Consider the following 23,780-nt stretch of genomic DNA (forward strand, 5'->3'; position numbering starts at 1 on the left):
AGAAACGCGCGCGGTCGGGGAGGGAAGTATGACCCGCGTGTCGCGTTTCCCGACCCGTTGGCGGCGGACGTCGCCACGGGCTCCGCGGCTCAGCGCGCGACCTTCAGCCTCGCCATCAGCTCACGGATGGACGTCGTCCACTTGGGGTAGAGGTCCTCGTTGTCGGACCAGAGCTCGTTCAGCTCCGACGTCTTGCCGAGGACCTTCTCGAGCGCGTCAATCGCGAGCCCCCTCAAGTCCTCGACGTGGAGGCCAGGTTGGAGCTTGCCGAACAGGTTCACGTTGCTCTCGTCGGAGGCCTCGTGGCTGTCGGTCCGGTACGTCGTCCCGTTCAGCAAGTTGTCCATGTACGCCGCAGAGACCGTCACGCGATGGCAGGCGTCGTAATCGAGGCTCTCGGCGGCGAGCGCTTGCTCGAAGGAGCTCTTGAAGAACGCGCGCGCGTCCTCCTTGATCTCGTCGGTGAAGTCGTACGCCGTGTCGTCGTCGAAGATGCCGTAGTCCCAGGCGCCCATCTCGGCCCTCCATGCGGTGGCGGTCGGTGCGCGCCATTGTCGTCGGGGCGCGGGGGGATTGAAACCGGTATGCTTTGCGAATGATTTCGCGCCCGGGCGAGGCGAGGGGCTCGTGATCGCGTCGGCTTTGGGCGGCGTATCTGGCGTCCGAGGCCGGGGGACGGGAACTCATGAAGAAGTGGTCGGACATCAAGACGAAGAACATGTCGCCTGAGCGCCGGGCGCGGCTCGAGCGTGACGTGGCCAACGAGCTTCTCGTCATGGACTTGCGCGGGGTTCCGGAGACGGCAGGCCACACGCAAGTTGCGTTGGCCGAGAGAGACATGACGCAATCGGAGCTATCTCGCCGGCCGGCGACCTTAGGGGCGCCCGAGGCCCCCAAGCGCCGTCGATGACCATGGCGCTATCCTCACCGTCGGTGCGCGCGGCGGTCAACAGGGGGTGCGGTGTTTGGACGGTGCTGCTGCCGCTCGCGTTGGGCGTGGCGGCCTGCGGGACGCCTACGCGCACCACGGGGCCTGCGCCCGCGCGTGAAGCGCCACGCGTAGCGGCGCGTGAGCAGGAAGCCCCTCTACCGCCGCCGCCCGAGGCGCTGGCCGCGCTGTTGCGAAAGGTTCCTCTCGTGACGAGCAAGGACCGCGGGATCAGTGACGAACAAGCTGCGCTCGCGAAGGCGATCCAAGCCTACGGCGCCGCCGCCGTACCGTACTTGCTTCCGTTGCTCTCAAGCCCTGAACCTCACATCCGGTACATCGCGGGCTTCATCGTGAGCGACATCGGTGGCCTCACGGAGAAGAATCTCGACGCGCTCATCGCGGCGGTAGAACGCGATGGCGGCTGGGTACCTTCGGCCATCGCTCACATCGGGACGCCGCGTGCGATGCAGTATCTTTTGGACGCCCTGCCCAGGCTGCCGAAGACGATGACGCAGGTGACCTTCGCGCTCGAGACATTTGGCCCGCGCGCATCGATTCCACTCGCTCAGTTCTTCGAGCGGCCAGAGCCCGTGAGTGCCGAGGTGTCGGACGCCATTTGCCGAATCTTCCGCTCCACGGCGGCGGATGCAGCTCCCGCTGTTGGCGTCTTGCTCGCGCGAGCTCATCGCGAGCAGGGTCCGCGGCAGAATCGCGTCTTCGCCATCCGGGCGATCGGCTGCATGGGCATTGCGGCGCGAGCGGCTAGCCCCGCGCTGAAAGCCGTTGCGGCGCTTGAACCGCGGTTCGCCAAGGAAGTCGACGACGTGCTGGTCGCCATCGGCGCGCCCGAGGGCGTGGCCATCTTGGTCGCGGAGTTGCGCAATAGCCCGGATGTTCCTGGGCTAAGGACGCTCGCGCGGTTGGGCGGGGCGGCGCGCGATGCCGGTCCCGCCGTCGCCGCGCTGGTCAGTGGCGCCGATCGCGAGCTGCGTGTCCCGGCGGCCCGTACGCTCGGGTTCATCGGATACGACCAAGGCGCTCCGCTACTGATGGGGCTCCTCACTGCGGAAGACGATTGGCAGTTGCCGTACGTGGCCGCGGAATCGCTCGCCCGGCTGGGCGTGGTAGCCGCGCTGCCCGCCCTCGATACGCTCGCAACGTCGCACTGGTACCCGCCCGTTCGGTCCAACGCCCGGCGCGCTGCCGAGGTGCTCCGTGGGCGCGAGCGATACCCGGCGGCGGAGGCCGGAAGCTTTGACGGCGCGTTTAACGAACACGAGTTCATCGAGACGCCGTCGAGAGGGCGACGGCCCACGCTGGCGCCAGACCGGCACGAGCTCAGCGCTGGCGAGCTTAGGGCACTGAGCTACGTCGTCGAGTCACTCGGTCAGGACGGCATGACGTCGACACCTACGAGCCAGATCCCGGACGTCGGGCTGAAGACGACAGACGGTTTCCTGGTCGGCTCGAGCCGTGGTGAGTGGCGAGGGGAGCTGATGCACTTCACCCAGCGCAAGGGCTCTCCCACGCCGCTGCTCAGGGAAAACATCGTCGGCATTCACGCAACCTCGATTGGGATCGTCATCGTCACCGGGCTCGCGCGCCTGGCCTACAACCGGGGCGCGCTCTACCTCGCCAGGCGGGCCGGTCCCGGCAAATACGAAGTCACCTATTGGAAGACGCTCCCCGGCGCGCCGCGCGCATCGGGCCTCACGGCGGACGGAGCGCTCTTCGTTTCGTGCGTTGGCGGGGACCTCCTCGTCAAGGGCTCGCGCATTGAGATGGCGGGGGCGGCGCCCTAGGACGCCGGTTCGACGCGCGAGCGGCCCGTGCGGGGCGGCCGCCCTGTTCAGGCTGTCCACACGGCTCCGCTCGTGCGCCCCCCCGTCCTGAACACTCTGAACACCCTGAACACGCGCACGCAGCGCCAGCCTCGCGTAAGTGCGCGAACGCTCGCGGCGGCGCGCGACCGACACGGCGGCACGCGGCGTGCTCTAGGGCGTCCGTCGCGACGATGTGCAAGGTGCACGTCGCGCGGCGTTCAACACAAGCCACACACACTTCGTGGCCTCGCACGGCGGACGCGTTTTGCGCCGCCGCTCTGCGCGGGCGCACGAGAGAAAGCGTCACGTCATGAAATCCTCCATGCCTGGTCCCCAAACCCTCGCCCAGTTGCCCAACCGCGCCTTCGCATTCCTCTCGGCGCTCGGAACTCAAGGCGAGCTCCGTCGCGCCATGAGTGAGCACGGCTACACCCAAGACGAGCATCGCGAGGGCTGGCGCCTCCTGCTCGCGGCGTCCGGGTCGGAAACGCGCGCCGAGTCGGCGCCGGGCGTCTCGCTCGCAACGGAGGCCATCCGCGCCCTCGACGAGTGGGACGAGCTTGGCTTCTTGAAGGCACACGGAGCGCTCGCGTACCGCTTTCCCGAACAAGCCGCGTTCGTCTTTCAAGATCTTGCCGCGACCGAAGGACCGCTCGCGGTGCTCGGCGTGGCGAAGTTCTTGGATCGCCTCGACGCACTCGAGAAGGGCGAAGGGCGCGCGGATACCCACGACGCCGACACCAAGGCGCTCGAACTGCTCGCCACACGCGGCATCGGCACCGAAGAGCGCGCTCGCCTGCGCGCTCTCGTGGTGGAGGCGCAGGCTGAGCCGGACACGAAGAAGCCGAGCGAGGCCGTACAGAAGGAATCGGACCACGCGGTGGCGCTCGAAGCGCTCTACGCTTGGTACGCCGAGTGGTCCGACCTCGCGCGCGCCATCGTTAGCAAGCGCGCGTCTCGCATCACCATGGGGCTCGCGAAGCGCAAGCGTGCGGCCGCATCCCAGGTAGGCATGGTGGGTGGCACGGATTCGGACGACGCGCCCAATGCGAAGGGCGCGCCAACCGCCCTCGGTGCCCGTTCGCCGAATGCGCCCGTCGGCTGAGCGCTCGTGAGCCCGCGCCGTGCACGTTTGGCACGGCGCGGGGGGAGCGAACCGACGCGCAGAGACCCATGAGCCAGCGAAAAGCGTCTCTTAAGCGGTCGGCGCGTCTCTTAAGGCACGCCCGGTCCTTCGTAGCCCGATCCCGAAGGCTCTTTTGCCGAGGGCGAAGCGCATTGTGCGCCGGGGAGACCTTCGTAAGCGCAAGGTGGCGTTTCCAGCACGGCGCCGGCAGCGATTTAGACGGGGCGTGATGCCTCGTAGAGGCGAGGGAGCGCGAGATACGCGAGGCGCCGCGTCTCCTTAGGCCACGTCGACGTGGATCCGCTGCTTTACGAAGCTGCGGCGCCCCTTCGACCGCCCTGCGCTCTCGCGCACGAGGCTTCCGCCTCGGCGTACGAAACGACGCGCCGCGGGCAGCAACCAAGCGCCTCGCCCTGCGAAGGGAAGGCCACCCCACCAGCGACCCCGACCAAGTAGGCGTGCCATGTACATTCCTCTCTACGAAGCTCTTGATGGTTGGATTCTGCTTCCGGGCTACGCGCCCGATGGCGACTCGGTTCGGTTCTTCGCGAAGGAGCCGGCGCGTTACGGCGCGCTCCGCCGGGCGCGGCTCTTGCGCCGCGGCGCGACGGACGGGAGCGTACAGCTCCGCCTTGAAGGCATCGACGCGCCGGAGTTGCACTACGCCCAAGCGTCGCAGCCGCGCGGCGAGAGCGCGCGCGATGCGCTCCTCGCGTGGCTAGGCGTCACCGGCGTCGCGTGCGCGGCTGACGGCGCGACCATCGTGGCGGCGACGCCGCCGGCGGTGCCCGTGACGCTCTTGGCGAACGCGGTCGACGCGAGGGGCCGCGTCATCGCGTACGTGCTCCCGCGGCGCTCCGAAGAGCGCGCGAAGCGCCACCGCGCGACGACCGAGCGCATTCGCACCAGCGCGAACCACGCGCTCCTCGAGGGAGGGCACGTGTACCCGCTCGCGTACACGTCGATGCCGGAGGTGCACGTGCGCCTCTTTCGCGCCGCAGCCCGGCGCGCCCGGGCGCGCAAGCTCGGGATTTGGCGTGACGACGCGACCTCGCGGGGCTTCGAGCTCCACGGTGCGCGCTCGGTGGGCGCGCACGGCGCGCTGATTTTGCCGAAGCTCTTTCGGCGCTGCATGGAGTTCTTCACGAAGCGCTACGCCGAGAGCTTCACGGGCTCCTTCGTGGAGTGGCTCGCGAGCCACGGCTCCGCGGGCGCGCCGTCGCCCGATCGCGTCGTCTTGCGCCACGCCGCGAACATTCCCTTGTCCGCCTTGGTCCGCGTGCATGGCTCCCGCCTAGCGCTCACCGCCGACCTAACCGAACTGAAATTCGTGGAGTCCTAGCCATGCTCAGTCCCGTAAACGTGCACGTGAACGTGCCCGACTCTCTCTCTCCTTCTTCCTCTCCCACGCCGTCGCCGTGGCCTCGCCTCGAGTCCTTCGCCCTCTCCCACTTCGGCGTGCGCGCCTTTCGCCCCGGTCAGCGCGCGCTCATTGACGCGGTCCTCGCAGGCGAGGACGCGGTCGGGATCCTGCCGACGGGCGGCGGCAAGTCGCTGACGTACCAGTTGCCCGCGCTCGTGCTGCCGCGTCCCGTCGTCGTCATCTCGCCGCTCATCGCGCTGATGAAAGATCAATGCGACCACATGGACGACGCCGATGTGGACGCAGCCGAGCTGGACTCGACGCTCACGGCCAGCGAGGAGCGCGACTGCGAGCGAGAGATTCGCGCCGGGACGCATCCGCTCGTGTACGTGACGCCGGAGCGTTTCCGCACGGAAGAGTGCCAGGCCATGCTTCGGGCGCGCGGCGTCTCGCTCATCGCGGTGGACGAAGCGCATTGCGCCTCGTCGTGGGGCCACGACTTTCGACCGGCGTACATGGCCATCGCGAGGGGCGCGGAGGCGCTCGGGCGGCCGCCCATCTTGGCGCTCACGGCGACGGCCACGAGCGAGACCGCGGCCGACATCGTGAAGCAGCTCGGCATGCGCGCGCCTCGCGTGGTGCGCACGAGCCTGCTGCGCCCGAACTTGAGCTTCGAGGTGGAGCGCACGGTCAACGAGATGGCCAAGCGGACCGCGCTGCTTCGGCTCTTCGACGACGAAGCGGGCGCGGGCATCGTTTACACGGCGACGGTGAAGAAGGCCGACGAGCTCTATCGATGGATCGGGGCGCTGCGCGTGCCAGTGGCGAGGTACCACGGGCGCATGAGCGCGGCGGAGCGCGAAGAGAGCCGCGCGCACTTCATGAGCGGGCGCGTGCGCGTCATGGTGGCGACGAAGGCGTTTGGCATGGGCATCGACAAGGCGGACACGCGCTTCGTGGCCCACTACGAGTTCCCCGATTCGCTCGAGAGCTACGTTCAGGAAGCGGGCCGCGCGGGCCGCGACGGCAAGCCCGCGCGGTGCGTGCTCTTGTACCGATTGGAAGACCGACGCGTGCAGCGCTTCTTCTTGGCGACGAGGGCGCCGGGGAGCGGGGACGTGGAGAAGGTGGTGGCGGCGGCGGGGTGCTTCGGGGACTTCTCGTCGACACAATCAACATCAACATCAACATCAACATCGAGGACGAGGGAGAGCGCAGTCGAGGCGATCGCGCGTGCGACGGGGGTTGGGCGGCGACGCGTCAGAAGGGATCGTCGCGCATTGGCAGCGGCTCGCGGATACGCGCGGAGGCGGGGGCGGCGTACGGGACGTCGTCGACGCGCTCGTGAGCGAATACGACGCGCGGCGCCTGCGGGACGAGGCACGGCTGCGGGCGATGATGCGGTACGCCGAAGGGGTGGGGGACCGGGCGGTGGCGATTGCTGAGTATTTCGGGGAGGCGGTGCGACGGCCGTAGGTTCAGCCGCTTGCCATGCATAATTCTGTATGGGTATCGGCCCGCGTAGTACTCATTTAATTAATTGTAATAACTAACATAATAGTCGCAAATGACGGCTGCTCTTGTCAGAAGAGTAACATTAGCTACCTTACACACGAGGAGCCCATGGCCGCCGCATCCAGCATTCTTCGCCAGGTAAACGGAAGGGGTCGTGGGACTGTCTTTACGGCCCAGGATTTCGTCGACGTCGGCTCGCGAAACGCGGTCGATCAGGCCCTCGCCCGTCTTGCGCTAGCTGGGCGGATCCGCCGACTCGACCGCGGGATCTACGACTTGCCACGGACGCACCCGAAGGCTGGTCTGATGTGGCCGTCCGCCGACGCGGTGGCCCAAGCCGTGGCGAAGCAGACCGACAGCCACCTGCAACCTTCCGGAGCCAGCGCCGCGAACGCCTTGGGGCTCAGCACTCAGGTTCCGGCGCAGGTCGTGTACCTGACCGACGGTCCTTCTCGGAACGTCCGCGTGGGCAACCTTATGGTTCGGCTGAAGCACGCAGGCCGCGTTGACATGCTGCTTCCACAATCGCGGGCCGGCATGGCCATTGTCGCCCTACGCCACCTGGGTCGAGATGCCGCATCAACGAGCGTCCTTCAACGCCTTGCCGCTACGCTCGACAGCGCGAAGAAGCAACTCGCCCGGGTCCGCCGACAACTTCCCGGATGGCTCGGCTCGGCGGTTGACGTGGTCATTGGCGGAGCTGAGGCTCATGCCTGACATCATGACCGACCGCAGCGAGCGTGACGCGTTCGTCAACGACGTGGCAGCCCGGCGCGGTGTTGCAGCGTGGGTCATCGAGAAGGATCTGTGGGTGTGCTGGACGCTCGCGAGACTGCACGAGATCGACGGCATCCCGCAGCTCACCTTCAAAGGCGGGACTTCGTTATCGAAGGTGCATGGCCTTATCGAGCGGTTCTCGGAGGACATCGACCTCACGTTCTCCCGAGACGGCTGGAACTTCGTGGGAGAGCGGGACCCGCTCAGCGCTGGCCTCAGTGGAAAGAAGCGGCAGGCACTCGTCGACGAAATCGGCGAACGCTCTGCGACGGTCGTTCGAGATGTCGTCGTTCCGGAGCTGCGCGCAATGTGCACGCGCGATCTTGGCGCGTCTGGATGGCGCGTTGAGGTCGACGACGTCGACCGCCAGGCGGTTCTCTTCACATTCCCCGATCCGGTAGCGACCTACGGCTACGGGCAACCTCAGGTGAAGGTCGAGTTTGGTGCTCGCGGCGATCCCTGGCCGACTTCGCGGCGAACCATCGTTTCGTACATCGAGGAGACTCACGGCGGAACGACGCCGACCGCCACCGTGGAGGTGATCGCCTTGGAGCCCGAGCGGACCTTCTGGGAGAAGGTGACGCTCCTTCACGCTCTCCATCACGGAACTCGCGCGAAGCCCGACAAGAACGTTCACCGGCTCTCGCGGCACGTCTACGACGTCCACCGGATCTGGAACACGCCCAAGCTGAGAACGAGCATTCTGAGCGCCAAGCTCCTGCGGGCCGTCGTTGAAAACAAGCAGATCTTCTTCAGGGAGACCAAGGCTCGCTACGAGCTCGTGACGAACTTCGAGCTGAACTGCGCCCCCCATGACGACCTCGCCGCTGCCATGCGCGCGGATTTCGCGGCCATGGGGTCGATGTTCTTTCCTGCGTCCCCAGTGCCGACCTTCGACGAGGCACTCGCGACGCTCAAGGAGATCGAGGAGATCGTCGCCAGCTGGAAGACCGCGCCGCCCGCGTAGCGGCGCTCAGGCGTCGCGCTCGTGAGCGAGTACGACGGGCGACGCTGGCGCGGCGAAGCGAGGTTGCGGGCGATGATGCGGTACGCCGAAGGGGTGGGGGACCGGGCGGTGGCGATTGCCGAGTACTTTGGGGAAATAGCGGCCAACGCCTTGCCGAACGCCGACCAAATGTCATGAAACGTTATGTCATGAGCCGCGCACCGCGCATGAGCATCATGTTCAAGACCACGGATGAGGAGGTCCTCAATCTGGCGAGCATCATGGTCGCCATGAAGGACGCCGGGCTCGATCATGGCTTCATCGTGAAAGCGTCCGACTTGGCGCGCACCGATCAAGGCACCTACGATCTGATGGCCCTTTGGCTGAACGCGGCCGGCGACGCATCCGAACGCGACGAGATCGTCGCGGACATTCAAGACTCGCTCGACGACTGCGCTGACGCGCCGCAGGAGCCGACTCAGATTAAGTACGACCGGCTCGAAGACGTCGCCCAGCGCGTGATGGCTGAGAAGGCGAAGCTGCGCCAACTCATCGATCGGCATGGCGGCGTCTCTGCTGTCGCCGCCAAGTGCGGCATTCCGCAGCCCTCCCTAAGCCGGATGTTGAACTCGGCGTCGATCCCGCGCCGCTCGACCCTCTACAAGATCGCCAACGCGCTCGGGCTTTCGGAAGAGGATGTCGTGGTGGAGTGGAGTCGGTGACTTGTGACGCCTGAGACCGGCGATTGCGCGGCCGCACAGCGCCTCATTCGAGCGACGCCAACCACTTGAGCACGACGTCGGCGCGCGCCTGACCGACAGCGTCGCCCTCGAAGTGTCCGGGAAGAGCGTCGATGAACGCGTCCTTGGAGCGCAGAGCGACGAGCTCGGCACGCACGGCCGACACCACCTAGGTGCTCTCGGTTCGAAGTTGTTCACGTAGATGAGGGATGCCCGCGAGCACGAGGAGCGTGTCTTCGAGGTCGTGGCTCGCTTGGTAATCGCCGCGGCCCCGGCCTCGAAACGCCTCGAGCTTCGTGGCGACGAAGTAGATGGGTGTGATGGCGAGCACCTTCAAGCCAGGCGCGATCTCGTGCGAAGTAGCCTCAAGGGCCGCTTGCTTGTACCAGCGGTTCGTCGGGCCGATACCCGTGTCCGCCGTCGCCACGATGTCCACCCGAATGTTCGCGAACACGCGGCGACAGAGCGGCGCGCCTTCGTCCACGCACTCGCTGAAGCCCCGCGCACGAAGCCTTTCGACGAAGGCGTAGTAGTCGGCGGTCGTGGCGACATCGACGACGCAAGCGACGTCCACGGTGGGCCGCACGTCGACGCCGCCTTCAAGCGGATAGAGAGCCGTCACCGTTCCGCCGACGAAGACAACGGGCGGGTTCTCGCCCCTAGCGTGCTCGCGCCACGGTTGCAATCGCCGCGCGCGCGCTCGAGCGTTGGCTGCTCACGAGGAGAGCCTCTTCGTGAGCTCGTCTTTCGCAAGAGCGCGCTCCCGAGCTCGACCAACACGAAGAGCATCGGCGAGCGCGAGGTAGTCGTGCAGGGCCGGGTCCTCGGCTGCGGCGAGGGGAACGTTCTTGTAGAGGGGCGCGACAACGCGACCGCGGACGGCCTTCGCGCGATCGGCGGTCGGCCAGACGGGGGTGTCTTCTTCACCGAGTCGGACCTTCCCCTTGAGAACCGACGCTCCCACGGACGTCGGCATTCCCTCTCCGAAGTGGCCGAGCTGCGCCGGAAACACGTACCGCAGGCCCGAGACAAGGAACTCAAGAAGGCTGGCGCGCACAACTCGTCGTTCGCGCGGGTTGAAGAGGTGGCAAGCGGCGAGACGCTTGAGGCCGTGGTTCACCTCGCTCGCGCTCATGTGAAGGGCCTTCGCCACCTCGGGCTGCGTCCACGACGAGCTCGGGGAGGCGACGAGCTTCAGCGCGACGACAACGTCTTGCGGTTTCAGGCGGAGGTCCATGGCACTGAACGACTGTAGCGTGCGATTTGCGAATTGCAAATGTCTCCACATTACCAACATTTATCTGAGCTAGGGCGCTCGCAAGCATCAGCGGAGCTGCGGTCGCTCATTGATCGGCACGGAGGCGTCGACGCGCTCGCCGCGCCCGCACCCTTCGAACACGGGCGCAGGCGCGCGTCTCACCCCTCCTCAAAATAGTCGCTGTCCACCTTGCGCTGGAACCAAACGGCCAGCTCGCGCGCCATGCGGAGCTGATGGAGCGCCTCGGCGTGGTCGCCGCGATCTTCGTGGACCGCCGCGTTGCCGACGCGGCGCAAGTCGTGAAAGAGCTGCTTCTGCGTCGCGCCGATGGCCCCGCGGTCAAAGAGGCGGTCGATGAGGAACTGCTGCTTCTCGTCCGGGTCGACGAAGAGCGCGACCTTCGCGGCGGCGCGCTTGGCGAGGACCTCACCGAACTGCCGGAGCTTGAAGAGCGTGACGGCCGGATCGCGCGCGAAGTGCTCCTCCGCCTGCGTCGCGAGGGCGACGAGCCGCGCGTCGTGGTACGCGAGGAATGCGAAGTTCGGCGAAGGCTGCGTGTTCAAATCGCGCGCGGGAGACCCAACGCGGCCCCCCTCCGGAGGCCTAGTGTACGGAGATTGCGGGGACCGCTCGCGGGATTTTTGGCGGGGGGGGCCGTACTCGGGGCCACTCGCGAAATCAGCGCCCCGAGCGATCGCCTCGGTGTACTAACGAAGGACGGGAGAGGAGAGGGGGGCCGCCGTGAAGACCAAGGGCATCGCGTTGGCGCTCGTCGCGGGCGCACTCTTCGTCGCGTGCGGGTCGCGCTCCCTCACCGAGGACCTCGCGCCCGCGCTTTCCGGCCCGATGACCGCGGGCCCCGACGCGACGGATGTCACGCTGCCTGCGTCGCCGCACGTGATCGTTGTTCGCAAGGCCGGCGACCTCTCGGGGCTCGTCGAAAGCGAGCCGCCTGGAATCAACTGCGGCGCGACGTGCGCTGCGGAGTTCGCGACCGGGAAGCTGGTCCTTCAAGGGAAGGACACGCCGACCGCCAGGTTCATCGGTTGGCGCGACGGCGCGACTTGCGCGGGGGGCGCACCATGCACGCTCGAGGTCGCGCGACTGCCGTCCGTGACGTTCGTGACCGCGGAGTTCGCACCGAAGAAGAAGCGCGTCACAGTGAACGTCGAAGGGAAGGTTGGCACCGAGCCTGCTGGAGTCGTCACGGGCCTCGGGGCACCCTGCTCGGGCACCTGCGCGACGGACGTTCCCGTCTCGGACGCCATCACGCTCACGGCCACGCCCGCCGTCAGCGCCGCCTTCGTCGAGTGGCAGGGGTGCACGAAAGTGAACGACGATGTCTGCACGGTCTCCGGCCCACAAGACGCCACCGTCACCGCTCGGTTTGTCTCGTGTGGCCTAAGCGGCGATAGCCGCTACGTGGATCACCTTCTGGGACGTGACGAGCCGCGCCTGGGCCACGGGCCCGGCGTCTGCGCCAACCGGACGCTCGGGTACGCGCTTAGGTACGCGAGCGGCGACGTGTACCTCGCGCCTGGCATCTACCCCGGCGGCGTGAGCGGCGAGTCTCAGGGCTACACCTTGGTGGGCAAGCAGCACCTCTACGGCGTGCTCGGCGACGCCTCCAAGGTGGTGTTCGAGCCAACGTATTATCAGGGGACCACGAGCGTGACCTTCAAGGGAGAGTCCAACGGCGTGACCTCCTGCACGTTTCGAGGTTCAACTGTGCAAGGCCTCTTTGGCATTGTCAGTGAGCCGACGTCTCTTAGCATCATATCGTCGAAGGCAATATCTTCGACGGGCTATCCATGGACATGTGGGTCCGCGGCGGTGAGCTTACGATCATGCACAACGAGTTTCGTGGATGCGGCGCCGGCTGCGTCCAATGGGACGGTCTTGCGACCTCGAGCACGTTTTCTTACAACGCGTTCATCGACACGGGGGTCGCCATGAATTGCACTCATTGGCCGAATCCCGGGCTCGCCTTCCTGGGAAACACCAAGGCTGGCGCAGGACTGCACCGCTGCCTTGGCTGCGCGAATTGCGGCGCGCTCTGAGGCTGCGTTCCGGAGGCCAAGATTGCGGGGAGCGCCCCGCAGACGCACGACGCGGCTGCCTCGCGTAGGCTCAGCCGGAATGGAACACGCGATTCCTCTGATCGTTCGCCTCTATGAGATCGTCGACGAGCTGGAGCGCCTGTATCCGGGGCGGCACTTCACGCCCGATGGCCATATGGTCGGAAGCATTGGCGAGGCTTGGGCCCAGTGGGTCTTCGATCTCGACCTCTTGCCAGCGTCCGCCCCGACGCACGATGCCAGGGCGAAGGACGGCCGCCTGGTGCAGGTCAAGGCCACGCAGGGCAAAGCCGTCGCGCTCTCGAGCGAGCCGGACTACCTCATCGTCCTGAAGCTCGCTCGCTCGGGTCACGCCGAGGTCGTCTACAACGGTCCGGGCGCGGAGCCGTGGTTGGCCGCAGGCAAGCCCGCAAAGACCGGCCAGCGACCGCTGAGCCTCAGCAAGCTCCGGGCGCTGGACGCACGAGTACCCGTGGGCCAGCGGTTTCCCGTCGTGCGATGCCGCGGGGCGGCCTGATCGTCGAGGTCACTTCCACGCGCGCATCTTCCTCAGCCGCGCGTACACCGTCGTCCGCGAAATCCCTAACTCCCGCGCGACGGCAGCCACGTTGCCTTGGTTGCCCTCGTACGACGCGGTGAGCGATGTGTCGTCGATGCCCCTCGGCTTGAAGGCGCTGAGCGCAGCGGCGGCCGCGGCCGCGTCTCGCTCGGGTCCTTCGACCGGCACGCCACCCGTCGCGCCGCCCTCCGCGCCTCCTCTCGGCGGAAGCACGCTCTCCTTCACGGGCGCCGGCGGGCGATCGCTCGCGAGCACGGGCAGGATGGTGCCCTCGGCCCGGATGACCGGCTGCTCTTTGCGCGCGGCTTCGGCGGCGGCACGCCTCACTTCGGCGATCAGCTCGCGCACGTTGCCGAAGTCCCACGACGCGCGCATGCACGCCTCGACGAACCGCGCCTCCGCCACCGGCGCGCCGGCGATGCTCTTGCGCGCGAGCTCGACCAAGAAGGGAATCTCGTCGAGCCGCTCTCGCAACGGGGGCAGCTCCAGCTCGCGCTCGGCGAGGCGCATGATGAGGTCGGCGCGGTATTGCCCTGCGCGCGCCATGTCGCGCAGGTTGCGGTTCGTGGCGCTGACGACGCCCACGTCGATCTTCTTCACGTCCTGCGTGCCGAGCGGCCGGATGACGCGCTCTTGCAGCGCCCGAAGCAGCTTCGGTTGCACGTCGAGGGGAAGCTCGCCCACCTCGTCCAAGAAGAGGACGCCTCCGTTCGCGGCCTCGAACGCGCCTTGCACGTCGCGATCGGCTCCGGGGAACGCTCCGCGCCGCGCGCCGAAGAGCATCGACTCGGCGAGCTGATGCGGGATCTCGGCGCAGCTCACGGCCACGTACGGTCCGCGCGCGCGCTTGCTCGCGGCGTGGAACAGCTTCGCCATGCGCTCTTTGCCGGTGCCCGGCTCGCCGCGCACAAGGAACGTGTCGAAGTGTCGCGCCAAGTCGGCGATCTCCTCGCCCACGGCGCGCATCTCGGCGCCCACGACGACGCCGCCTTCGAGCAAGTCGGTGCGGCCGGCGTACGGCTCGAGATCGGCCACGGCGAGGAAGAGGCAGCCCCCGATGCGAAACAACGTCGGCAGCGCAAACCCGTGCGTCACGCCCTCCGCGAGCTGCCGATCGCCCACGTGCGTGCCGTTGCGGCTTCCGAGATCGCGAAGCCGCAGCTCGCCCGCTTCGAAGCCCACCTCCGCGTGCCGTCGCGATGCAGCGTTGTCGCTCTCGGGCAGGACGATGTGGCACCGCGCGTCGCGCCCCACGTCGAAGGGCCGCGCCTGGAACGCGTACGTGCGGCACGTGGGCGCGTTCCCAGCCCAAAGGAGCACGAGCCCCGGCTCAGGCGGCCGCTCGCGCGTGAAGAGAGGCGTATCGTCGGCGGTCGTGTTCGAGGACACGGAGAGGGAGGATAACCCGGGTGGCGCCGCTAAAAGGCAGGAGTGTCGACGAGCCTGAAGGACGTTCGCTCGTGCGTCATCCGCGCGGGCGCGCCCGATTCTCAGGGCAATCGAACATGCCCACGACGGTCACCGCCCTTTGGGGCGTGCCGTTACTGCCTCGGTACTCGTACGTTCCGGTGACGACCCCGCAAAATCGCGCCGTATCCGCGACCAGGAGGGCGCTCGCATCACCGACGGCGAAGAAGCTGAGGGTCTCATCGCCGGCTTCGACCAAGCCGGCCGTCACGCGGTGCCCCTCCACGTCGGCGGCGCCCGACTGGATGAGCGTGACGACATGCCCCATCCGCTTGCCGAACGCCGTATCCGGGTCGCGCCACACCTCTTCGAAGGACGTCTCGTTGGGCACGTCCACGTCGGTCCAGCAGAGGTGTTGCGACGCCCACGCGGCCAAGAGGAGGGTGCCGTCGTTCTCCTCACTGACCATCGCTGCCATCCACTCCCGAGCGACGCGGACGGCGGTTTCGAAGTCGCCGATGGAGAGCATTTCGTCGGTCGATAGCGAATCTCGCACGGCCCGCCAGTCTGACACGATCGACCCGCAACCGCGCCGTCAAGTGGGGCTGGATCCACCGGTGGGCTTCCCTGACTTCTCCGTAACAGCGGCCTCACGTGGATCCTCCACGTGCCCCCCGTGGAACGACCGCACGGGGCACATCAAGAGATGTCCGGCTAAACTGGGACCGCCCCACTCCAAGGAGCCCCTAGGGCAACGTCAGCGTCATCGCCACGCCCTGATACCCGAGCGTGTTCTGACCGTCGATCACGCTCAGATACCAAGGGCCCGCCGCTGCTGGCTTGGTGAAGTCTCCGAAGGCGCCAGAACCAGGCGTGTACGTCCATTGCGTGGTGGCTGCGTCCGGGTCGAACGGATCGGGCTGCGCGCCGCGCTTCAAATAGAGTTCGACGTCGTCGCCGATACAGTCACCACTGCTGCAGGTGCCGCCCCTGAGCGAAAGGCGAACCTGTGACGCGCCGCCCGGCACCACGAAGCAGTACTCGCGGGGCGAGTTGCCATTCGGCGTGCTCTTCAAGGTGATCTTTTGGCCCACGGTCAGCGTCGGCACTCCCGGCTCGCAACCCGCCGCGGCTGCGGCGTCGTCTTCGCCTCCACCAGCATCCGCCCCTCCGCGTCCGCCGCCTTGGCCCGAGCCACCGCCGTTGTTGCCTGGCTTAGACGTCGCAGTGCCGCCGTCCGCGTCGGCGCCTGCACCGTCGCCGCTACCGCCACCGGACGGGCCATAGGTGCCCGTGCCGCTGCAGCCCGCCGCAAGACTCGCCCAGAAAAGCAGCCCGTAGGCTCCCGTGTGCACGCTCATCGATTCCTCCTTCTCGTCGAACAACGCGAAGACGGACGTGCATTTGGACCGTCGCAGAAGAAGTGAAACGTAAATGCGGGCGGGCCGCGCAAAACGGTACCCCTTGAGCCCTCCAACTGGGAGGCCGCGCGCGCAGCGAAGAACGAGCGCGCTCGTGCGGAGCACGCCGAGGGCCTTGAAATCCGGTGCTCGTTATTGCGTCGATGCGTACGGCGCGCGTGTTGAAAGGAGTCGGCCACCTGGATGCGGCCCACCGCGTCCAAGGCGATCGCGTTGGGGCTTGAGAAGTCGACGTTGCGAGTCCCCCGTGGCCGTTGGCCGTTGGCCGTTGGCCGTCCGAGCCCGTCCGCGGCCACCCTGGCCGCCGAAAAGCTCAAGGGTCTCCCGCGGCGTCCGATGGCGCGCGTCGTGCTCCACGTCTCCCCGTGGAACGACCGCACGGGGCACATCAAGAGAGTCCGGCTAAACTGGGACCGATGGCGTCACTGCCCAATCCCAAGCTCACCTATGTGCGCCCCGTGCGGCCGCTCCACTTTCCGGAATCGGAGCCGGAGGAGGAGCACTTGGGACAACATCCGCGCCACTGGGATCTCTGCGTTGCGCTCGTGAACGTTCTTCGCGCCGTCTGCGGCGAAGCGAACGCCGTAGCGGGCGACATGTTCGTCTACTGGGTGGCGACGGTGAACGACGACCGCGGTCGCCGCGCGCCCGACGCGGCCGTGAAGCTCGGCCTCATGCAATCGGAGCTGGTGCAGCACGGCTCTTGGAAGACATGGGAGTTTGGCGTGCCGGAGCTCGTCGTCGAGGTCCTCTCGCTGTCGGACACGCGCGAGCGCTGGACGCTCACCGAGAAGCGCGAGGCCTACGAGGCCATGGGCGTGCGTGAGTTCGTCTGCTTCGACGTTGACGCGCCCGAAGGGAAGCGCGTCCGCGTCTGGGACCGCGTCGACGGAGACTTCGTCGAGCGCGTCGTCGAAGACGAGAGAACGCCATGCGTCACGCTCTCCCATGCCTTCGGCGTCTCACTCGACTGGACGGTCGCGGCCGCCGGTCGATGGTCAGCGTCCCTCCGAGTCCTCAAAGACGGGGCCCTCGTGCTCATGCCCGAGGAGGCTGCGCTCGCCGCACAAGCGAGGGAGGCCGCCGCGATGTCGCGGGAGGCCGAAGCGAACGCGCGCGAAGCCGTCGCCAAGCAAGGCGAGGCGGACGCCAGGGCCAGCGAGGCCGCCGCCCATGCCCGCGTCCGCGAGCTCGAAGCGCTACTCGCCCAGGCGACCGCGAAGCGCTGATCCGCTCGGCCCGCGCCCGACGGCCCGCGCCCGACGACGCACGAGCGACGCTACGCCAAGCGCCGATGGCTCGCGCACGGCAGCGCCGCGCGCACGCGCTCTTGGTACGCGAAGTCGAGCGTGGCCACCGCGACGCCGACGCCTTCGCTCGCTTGCGCGATGACTTCGCCCCACGGATCGATGATGACGCTCTTGCCGAACGTGGCGCGGCCGCCCGAGTGCGTGCCCCACTGACCGGCGGCGACGACGAAGGCCTGGTTCTCGATGGCGCGGGCCCGCAAGAGCGCGATCCAATGATCCTTGCCCGTCTGCAGCGTGAAGGCCGCCGGCACGAGGAGCACGCGGGCCCCGGCGATCGTGAGCTTGCGATAGAGCTCCGGGAAGCGGAGGTCGTAACAGACGCTTAGACCCACCGAGACGTCGCGCACGTCGACGGTGAGGGGAGCATCACCGGCGGTGGTGGCCTCGCTCTCGCGGTAAGAGCGGCCGTTGGGCACGTCGACGTCGAAGAGGTGAATCTTGCGGTACGCGGCCACGAGCTCGCCCGCCGGCGAGAAGACCGCGCACGTGTTGAAGGGCCGCGCGGCGTCGGGGCTGCGCTCGGGCATCCCGCCGCCAACGAGCGTGAGCTTGTGCGCCCGCGCCGTCTCGCGGAGGAACGTCACGATGGGGCCTTCGCCATCGAGCGCCTCGGCGTGGGCGCGCTTCTCGACGTCGCCGGCCATGAACGCGAAGTTCTCCGGGCTAGAGCACCAGCTCGGGGCCGCGCGCCGCGGCCTCGGCGACGAGCTCGCGCGCCTTTGCGAGGTTGGCGGTGACGTCCTCTTGGCTGGACATCTGCACGACGGCGACGGGCAAGGGGCGGGGAGCCATGGCCCCCGAGTCTACCGCGAGCGGGCGCTGTCGAGTCCTCCACTCGTCGGGCGCCGACGCCGATCAGCCAGGTGATAAGCCATGCCGACCGGCGATAGCGATCAGCCGTGCGATCAACCCATGCCGATGGAGGTCACCAGGATCGTCACCGCCTTGAGGGCCTCGACGGCTCCCGCGCAGGTCGCGAAGGTCGCATGACTCTTGGCGAGGACGACGACCTTGACGGGGGTCGGCTCTCCGTTGAGCGGCGCCGGGGCGAGCGGCCTCGTCATCGTAATCTCGAAGCGATAGCGGCCCGCCTCTTCCACCAACCTTACGTTTCGCAGGGTCTCCGTAGGACTGCAAAGCTCTCGGGCGGACTGCCCGATGAGCGACGATGCGTCGCTCAACATGTCTCGCGTGGTGAGGAACGCTTCGCCGGGGTCGGTGCCGTCATCGAAGGGGCCGCCGTCTAGGAGCGGCTGACCGTTCTGGTTGACGATCACGAAGGTGCGAGCTTCAGGGTCGACGCTCACGCGAGCCTCCCCAAAGATCGACGCAACGTCGATGGCGCCGCGCTGGAGCACCGCCGCGTAACGCGCGGCCTCGCCAGCCTTGGCGTAGGTCGAGCGGGCCAGCAGGTTGCTGCCCGACTTGACGGTCACGAACTCTCCGTGTTCGTCGTGGGCCACTTCGACGTTCTTGGTGTTCGTCCGCGCAAAGAAGAAGCGCGCCGCGCCGCGGCGAGCGGAAGCCGCCGACACATACGCCTGGGCCGAGTAGATGGGCGCGCTCTTTTGGTCGGGCGTCCGGACGATGAACCCGAAACCCGTCTCACCGGGACCGTCGAGCGGAACCACCTGGAGCATCGGCAGGGTCGCGCCGCCTTCCAACGCGTCCAGCCCGCAGGCCGACTGCTCACGAACCATCCGTGGCGCCGACGAGGGGGCACACTGCGTGGCGTGCCCCGCCAGCGCGCCCTCGTCGATGCCCGCGTCCGCCCCGCCGCCTCCGCACGCCACGACCGCTAAGAAAACCAGGGAAAGCGAAATCTTCCTCACGTTGCACCTCGACGGTGCCGAAGCAGCCAGCGTGCCAGCGGGAGCAGGCGGCAGGCGCCGACTCTGCGTTAAAAGCCTCCCGGAATTACCGGACGCGGTTCGCCACGACGTGGATCGACCTACGCAACTGGAGGCGCTGCGCCGCTGCGTTCGCCCCCACTCCGAGCAACGTGTCCGCGAGCGCCGCAGCTACCGCCGGCGACGCGGAAAGACCTTGTCGAGGAGATTGGTGAGCGATGGCTCGGTGCTCTCGACGTCAGCCGGCTCGTGCTCTCTGATTCGTTGGACGATGCCCGCGAAACTCATGCCGCTCGTGTCGCTCTTCGCGAGGACGGTGCGCCGGGAAACTTCGTGCAGGTGATCCCGTCGGTCGTGAACGGAGCGGCTCCGCGCGCGCCCTTGATGCCGATGGAGAGCCGACTGGCGTCGGCAGTCTAGCGCGGGGGTCCTCGTGGGGGATAACTCGACATTGCGCCGCGAAGGCGAGGAAGGCCTGAACGCCGGCCCCGGCGCTTGCACCTACGCACGCCATGAAGTGGCTTGCTTGGATCTCGGGCGCGCACGCGCTCTTGGCTGCGTTTGCCGCGTGCGGCGGGACCGAGGCCGCGTTCATGGACGACGGCGACGCCTCCTCCGACGCGGGGCTCGCGCTGCTCGACGGGGGTGCCTCGGCGACGCGCGGTGACGGCGCCGCCGCAACGCTCGACGCGGGAACGAAGGCCCGAGACGCGGCGCTCGCCAAGGAAGCGGCCAGCGCCTGTGTCCACGCCGGCGAGCATCGGATGCCTGGCACCGAGTGTTGCGCGGGCGAGGGCGCGGGCTCCGTGAAGGAGTTCTCGCTGTGCTGCCGTGGCCCCGGCGGCGACTGCGATCTCACGACGCCGAACCCGGACGCCTTTTGCTGCTTCCCAGGCGCCAAGTGCAACCGCAAGACGGGCCAGTGCGAGGCCCGCACGTGCTGGACCGGGCTCGACAACTGCCTCATGGGTGGCCTGCCGTGTTGCGACGCGGAGCTTGTTTGCGATCCGCGCGACGCCGGGCCGTTTCCCCTCTCGAAGCGCTGCTGCCGCCCCGATGGGCTCGAGCCTCCGCCGGGCCAGTTCGATTGCTGCAACACGCAGCTCCACACCAACAAGGACGGCAAGACGGTCTGCGGCCCCGGCCCGGGCCCCCGTAGCGACACGCCGCGACCGCGCTCCCACCGGCTCGGGCTAGCGGCGGCGACGCGGGAAGACCTTGTCGAGGAGGCTCGTGAGGGACCGCTGCGTGCTCTCCGCCTCGGCGGGCGCGTGCGCTTTGAATTGTTCCACGATGCGGGCGAAGCTCTGCCCGAGCGTGTCGCTCTTCGCGAGCACCGTGCAATTGAACTCGTCGGGGAACTTGGTGCACATGACGTTGCCTGCACCGCGTTGGACCTTGGCCGTCGCCGAGGCCTTGGGAAGCTCCGGCAGACCCGCGGCGACGGCGTCGGCGAGGGCGCCGGCCAGCGTGATCGCGTTGGCGCGCCGCTCGCTATCCTCGACGACACCAGGCATCACCTCGTCGGCCTGGGGGTCGACCTTCACGACCGCCGAAACCAGATCGCACTCGCGCCCTTTTTGGCAGACGATCCCGATGCCATCCTTCGAATACGGGTCGGCGCCGCGCGCGCCTTTGATGCCGATGTAGAGCCGCGTGTCGTCGACCTTCTCCGTCGCGCCGGAGGCGAGCTGCTTCTCCATCGCGTCGTAGAGCACGGCGACGTCGGCGGGGTTCTTGGTGATGATCGCGTTGACGAAGGCGTAGTTGGCGAACTCCGAGTCGCCGGCGGCCTGCGTGGCCGCGCCCTCGTCGGTTCCCTCGAGGTCGTCAGCGCCGCTGCAGGCGACAAGGATCGGAAGCGCGAACAGGAGTTTGGAGAGCGTCTTCATGGTGGTGGGTAGTGCACCGCCCGTGCCGCCCACGTTCATCGAGCGAGGCGCGCAATCCCGCTGATTTTCGGCCATTTCAGGCGGGCAAGCGCGTCCCGATGGACCTCGTGGCGGCAACGAACACCACGGAGTGATTTCGCGAAGGGTGCCATCGGGAACACAAGGCGGCCGGGGAGGCTCGTGAGCCCCGCGAACAGCCACGCCGTCCATTCAGCCACCAAGACGCTTCTTCATCCGTGCGGCGCCCTGCGCGCCGCACGGAGCACCTCTGAGGCGCGGTGCCTCCCGCGAGGCACGAAGCGAGCGTCGGCGTGAGAGGAGGCCGGGTTCTTTCGCAGCTTGCGGAGAAAGAACGAGGGAACCCGCCAGGGTTCCCCTTTACAGATGTTCGCGCGCGATGTCGGACCACGTGCCGTTGGGCTCGAGCTCCAAATACCGGCGCCAGTGCGTCCGAGCGCGGCCGCGTTCGCCCGATTGCTCGAGCGCCATGGCCAAGTTGAAGTGCGCGTCGGCGAAGCGCGGATCACGCTCAATGGCCCGCAAGAAGAGCGGCACCGCCGTCTTCGCTTCGCCGCGCTCGAGCAGCACGTAGCCGAGGTTGTAGTGCCCCTCGGGCTGCGCGTCGTCGATGCTGAGGGCCTTGCGGTACAGGGCCTCCGCGGAGAGCGCGTCACCGCGACGGAAGAGCACGTTGCCGAGGTTCGTGTACGCGATGGCGAGCGTCGGATCGAGCTCGATGGCGCGACGGTAGAGCGACTCGGCCTCGTCAAACGACGCCGGCTCTTCGTCCAGCGTGCTGGCCTTGGCGTAGAGCTCGTAGGCGGAGCGGGCGCGGGACGTGAAGACCTCGGGACGCAAGACGCGAACGACGTCGTCGCGCAGCGTCTTCACCTGAAAGTCGAGGACGAGCTGCCCCGTGACCGGCTCGAACGCGACGTCGGGCGTGCGGACGACGACCCGGCGGCCGTCGCTCACGAGCCGCAGCTCTTGAAGCGGACGGGTCACGCGGGGGAGGGCCTGACGGAGCGCTCCGATGGCGCGGGCCACTTCGCGGAGCTTCACGTCTTTGCTGAGCATCAACGTGGCGCGTAGGGCGATGAGATCCTGGAACGTGTACGCGCGGCGGCCCGACTTCATGCCGCTGGGCGAGACGACGGTCGCGCGATCGAGGGCCTTCAGGCGCCCCGGCGTCAGGTCGAACAGGCGACAGACCTCGCGCGGCGTAAAGACATCGCTAATGGGCTCGCGAGCCGAACCGCGCTCCTCCGGTTCGAGGGGCGTCTCGGTAGATCGCGTCGGCGCCTGCTCGCCGCCGACACGCCGCCCTCCACCGGGGCCGAAAGAGACGTGGATGACGTTGTCCATTCCTCGCTTGCGCTTGCTGCTCTTTTTCGAGCCGGTTCCGTCAGTCATGGGGCGTTCGGCCACCGGGGATCGTTCCCGGAGCGCGAACACCAATCAACGGCGCTTGCACGTCGACGTCAATCCTCAAGCCCCTCGGATCGGCTGCGGCCCGAAGTTCGCAGTGGGCGCGGCCTAGCGCACCGGGAGCCCGAACGGAGGCCTCGCTGTGGGCCAAGCGCAGCACGCGGAGCCGCAAATGCGGGTCCTTGCCGGCCAAGACGAGGAGCCGCGCACGCTCGAGCTCGTCGGCCTCCGGGAGCTCGACGACGAGGCTCGTCGAGCCGTACCAGGTGAGGCCGTCGCCCTCGGCCCGAGAAGAGCCCTCGCTCATGACGTCGGCCGCGTCGACGAGCTCGCGCCAACGAACGTCGCTCGTGCGAACGAGCGCGCCGGCGCGCGTGCGACCGATGACCTCGCCGCGCGTCTTGGTGAGTCCCGGTCCGCGGCGGCTCGGGCTGGTTGGGATCGTCACGGAGCGGATCGTGCCGTGGTGACTCCGCGGCGTACAACAATCCGGGGGCTGCGCTGGATCGGCTCAGCGCTCCAATGCGCGGCGCGCCTCGATGACTGAATCGGGCAGGGGGACGGTGAACGCCTCGACCGTGACGCCGGCCTGCGTCGACTCGATCCAGGTGGCGTGCGCGACGAGGCTCTCGCCTGGCGCCTCCCCCACGCTGCCGACGTTGACGATGCGCACGCCGCCGACCATGCGCTCGAAGGGCACGTGGCTCATGCCGCACACCACGACGTCACACGGATCGTCGCCGATGAGCGCGAGCAGCTCGTCGTCGGTCAGATCGTGGCTCATGGCCTCGGCGGGATCGGCAGGCGCGCCGTGCACCAAGACCAGCTCGCCGCCGTCCTCGAGAGCCATGCGCTCCACAAGGGGAAGCCTTCGGAGCCGCTCCAAGACGAGCTCGCCGAGCTCGGACCGAACTTCCTTCATGCGCGCGAGGGTGCGCTGCTCGCGCTCGCTGGTGACGTGGATCTGGGCCGGATCGAGCGTCGCCAGGGCCTTGTCGGTCAGGCCTTGGACCATGATGGCGCCGGCTCGCGTGAGGCGACGCCAGGTCTCGAGGGGCTCCGGCCCTGGAAAAACGATGTCGCCGGCCACGAGGAGCTTGTGAAAGCTCTTGCGCTCCGCCGTGGCCAACACGGCGGCCAAGGCATCGAGGTACCCGTGGACATCGGACACGCAGAGCAGCCGCATCGCGCGAGAGCATACACGCAGCCCAGCCTTTCGGGGACGACCTCTGAGCACCTGGTGCCACCTCTTCGCGTTGCGGCTCGCGTGGCGGGATGAACGGACGCTCATCCTCCGGTAGGCTGATGGGCCCCGGCTCGCCTTGGGCCGCGGCTGCCTGCCGCGCCGTTTCATGG

At 67.9% G+C, this 23,780-nt stretch carries 23 protein-coding genes and 1 pseudogene; 11 read left to right on the forward strand and 13 right to left on the reverse strand.

Annotated elements, in window-relative coordinates; translation table 11 throughout:
* Positions 1-89: 89 nt before the first annotated feature.
* Positions 90-515: a DUF4259 domain-containing protein gene (locus IPG50_02195; GenBank protein MBK6691012.1), complete on the reverse strand. Its 426-nt coding sequence runs from the start codon at positions 513-515 to the stop codon at positions 90-92.
* A gap of 170 nt (positions 516-685) precedes the next feature.
* Between IPG50_02195 and IPG50_02200 the strand changes: the two genes are divergently transcribed.
* The 8 genes from IPG50_02200 (at position 686) to IPG50_02235 (ending at position 9,203) form a co-directional block, all read left to right on the forward strand.
* A complete protein-coding gene (locus IPG50_02200; protein MBK6691013.1) occupies positions 686-910 on the forward strand; it encodes a hypothetical protein in 225 nt (74 codons plus the stop codon).
* Positions 911-912: 2 nt separating this feature from the next.
* Positions 913-2,733 (forward strand): HEAT repeat domain-containing protein, encoded by a 1,821-nt coding sequence (locus IPG50_02205; GenBank protein ID MBK6691014.1) that lies wholly within the window; start codon positions 913-915, stop codon positions 2,731-2,733.
* Between the two features lie 331 nt (positions 2,734-3,064).
* Positions 3,065-3,859: a hypothetical protein gene (locus IPG50_02210; GenBank protein MBK6691015.1), complete on the forward strand. Its 795-nt coding sequence runs from the start codon at positions 3,065-3,067 to the stop codon at positions 3,857-3,859.
* Positions 3,860-4,343: 484 nt separating this feature from the next.
* Positions 4,344-5,222: a nuclease gene (locus IPG50_02215; GenBank protein ID MBK6691016.1), complete on the forward strand. Its 879-nt coding sequence runs from the start codon at positions 4,344-4,346 to the stop codon at positions 5,220-5,222.
* Positions 5,223-5,224: 2 nt separating this feature from the next.
* Positions 5,225-6,688, forward strand: a complete 1,464-nt coding sequence (locus IPG50_02220) for an ATP-dependent DNA helicase RecQ (protein MBK6691017.1) — start codon at positions 5,225-5,227, stop codon at positions 6,686-6,688.
* A 376-nt stretch (positions 6,689-7,064) separates the two neighbouring features.
* Positions 7,065-7,475 (forward strand): hypothetical protein, encoded by a 411-nt coding sequence (locus tag IPG50_02225; GenBank protein MBK6691018.1) that lies wholly within the window; start codon positions 7,065-7,067, stop codon positions 7,473-7,475.
* The gene (locus tag IPG50_02230) at positions 7,468-8,502 is read left to right on the forward strand and encodes a nucleotidyl transferase AbiEii/AbiGii toxin family protein (protein MBK6691019.1); all 1,035 of its coding nucleotides are present in this window, start codon (positions 7,468-7,470) and stop codon (positions 8,500-8,502) included. Before IPG50_02225 ends, IPG50_02230 begins: the two co-directional genes overlap by 8 nt.
* Positions 8,503-8,690: 188 nt before the next feature.
* On the forward strand, positions 8,691-9,203 hold the full coding sequence (locus IPG50_02235) for a helix-turn-helix transcriptional regulator (GenBank protein ID MBK6691020.1): 513 nt from the start codon (positions 8,691-8,693) through the stop codon (positions 9,201-9,203).
* A gap of 187 nt (positions 9,204-9,390) precedes the next feature.
* On the opposite strand, the gene IPG50_02240 is transcribed toward IPG50_02235, so the two are convergent.
* The 3 genes from IPG50_02240 to IPG50_02250 all read right to left on the reverse strand — a co-directional run bounded on the left by IPG50_02240 (position 9,391) and on the right by IPG50_02250 (position 11,042).
* Positions 9,391-9,843 (reverse strand): hypothetical protein, encoded by a 453-nt coding sequence (locus tag IPG50_02240; GenBank protein ID MBK6691021.1) that lies wholly within the window; start codon positions 9,841-9,843, stop codon positions 9,391-9,393.
* Between the two features lie 93 nt (positions 9,844-9,936).
* Complete coding sequence (locus IPG50_02245) at positions 9,937-10,458, reverse strand: hypothetical protein (protein ID MBK6691022.1); 522 nt, start codon at positions 10,456-10,458, stop codon at positions 9,937-9,939.
* 179 nt (positions 10,459-10,637) lie between these two features.
* Positions 10,638-11,042, reverse strand: coding sequence for a DUF4145 domain-containing protein (locus tag IPG50_02250; GenBank protein MBK6691023.1), 405 nt, complete (start codon positions 11,040-11,042; stop codon positions 10,638-10,640).
* 178 nt (positions 11,043-11,220) lie between these two features.
* Here IPG50_02250 and IPG50_02255 point away from each other — a divergent pair, with 178 nt between their 5' ends.
* Together IPG50_02255 and IPG50_02260 are read left to right on the forward strand one after the other, a co-directional pair.
* On the forward strand, positions 11,221-12,435 hold the full coding sequence (locus IPG50_02255; GenBank protein MBK6691024.1) for a hypothetical protein: 1,215 nt from the start codon (positions 11,221-11,223) through the stop codon (positions 12,433-12,435).
* Between the two features lie 183 nt (positions 12,436-12,618).
* Entirely contained in the window at positions 12,619-13,074 is a 456-nt protein-coding gene (locus IPG50_02260) for a hypothetical protein (GenBank protein MBK6691025.1), read from the forward strand.
* A gap of 9 nt (positions 13,075-13,083) precedes the next feature.
* Here the strand turns inward: IPG50_02260 and IPG50_02265 are convergent, their stop codons facing one another.
* The 3 genes from IPG50_02265 to IPG50_02275 all read right to left on the reverse strand — a co-directional run bounded on the left by IPG50_02265 (position 13,084) and on the right by IPG50_02275 (position 15,884).
* Positions 13,084-14,505: a sigma 54-interacting transcriptional regulator gene (locus IPG50_02265; GenBank protein ID MBK6691026.1), complete on the reverse strand. Its 1,422-nt coding sequence runs from the start codon at positions 14,503-14,505 to the stop codon at positions 13,084-13,086.
* Positions 14,506-14,581: 76 nt separating this feature from the next.
* On the reverse strand, positions 14,582-15,052 hold the full coding sequence (locus IPG50_02270) for a hypothetical protein (protein MBK6691027.1): 471 nt from the start codon (positions 15,050-15,052) through the stop codon (positions 14,582-14,584).
* Between the two features lie 217 nt (positions 15,053-15,269).
* Positions 15,270-15,884: a hypothetical protein gene (locus IPG50_02275; GenBank protein MBK6691028.1), complete on the reverse strand. Its 615-nt coding sequence runs from the start codon at positions 15,882-15,884 to the stop codon at positions 15,270-15,272.
* 476 nt (positions 15,885-16,360) lie between these two features.
* On the opposite strand from IPG50_02275, the gene IPG50_02280 reads away from it, so the two are divergent.
* Complete coding sequence (locus tag IPG50_02280) at positions 16,361-17,173, forward strand: Uma2 family endonuclease (GenBank protein ID MBK6691029.1); 813 nt, start codon at positions 16,361-16,363, stop codon at positions 17,171-17,173.
* 50 nt (positions 17,174-17,223) lie between these two features.
* Here IPG50_02280 and IPG50_02285 read toward each other — a convergent pair.
* The 6 genes and pseudogenes from IPG50_02285 to IPG50_02310 form a co-directional block, all read right to left on the reverse strand.
* Positions 17,224-18,031: pseudogene (locus tag IPG50_02285) on the reverse strand (carbon-nitrogen hydrolase family protein).
* Between the two features lie 128 nt (positions 18,032-18,159).
* Entirely contained in the window at positions 18,160-19,086 is a 927-nt protein-coding gene (locus IPG50_02290) for a hypothetical protein (protein MBK6691030.1), read from the reverse strand.
* 1,211 nt (positions 19,087-20,297) lie between these two features.
* Positions 20,298-20,996, reverse strand: a complete 699-nt coding sequence (locus tag IPG50_02295; GenBank protein ID MBK6691031.1) for a hypothetical protein — start codon at positions 20,994-20,996, stop codon at positions 20,298-20,300.
* A gap of 378 nt (positions 20,997-21,374) precedes the next feature.
* Positions 21,375-22,361 carry a tetratricopeptide repeat protein gene (locus IPG50_02300; GenBank protein MBK6691032.1) on the reverse strand — a complete coding sequence of 329 codons (987 nt, stop codon included), beginning with the start codon at positions 22,359-22,361 and terminating at the stop codon, positions 21,375-21,377.
* Between the two features lie 40 nt (positions 22,362-22,401).
* Positions 22,402-22,872 (reverse strand): hypothetical protein, encoded by a 471-nt coding sequence (locus IPG50_02305; protein ID MBK6691033.1) that lies wholly within the window; start codon positions 22,870-22,872, stop codon positions 22,402-22,404.
* 63 nt (positions 22,873-22,935) lie between these two features.
* The gene (locus IPG50_02310) at positions 22,936-23,610 is read right to left on the reverse strand and encodes a metallophosphoesterase family protein (protein MBK6691034.1); all 675 of its coding nucleotides are present in this window, start codon (positions 23,608-23,610) and stop codon (positions 22,936-22,938) included.
* Positions 23,611-23,780 lie beyond the last annotated feature (170 nt).

This window comes from Myxococcales bacterium (genome assembly GCA_016703425.1).
Taxonomy (GTDB): Bacteria; Myxococcota_A; Polyangia; order Polyangiales; family Polyangiaceae; genus JADJCA01.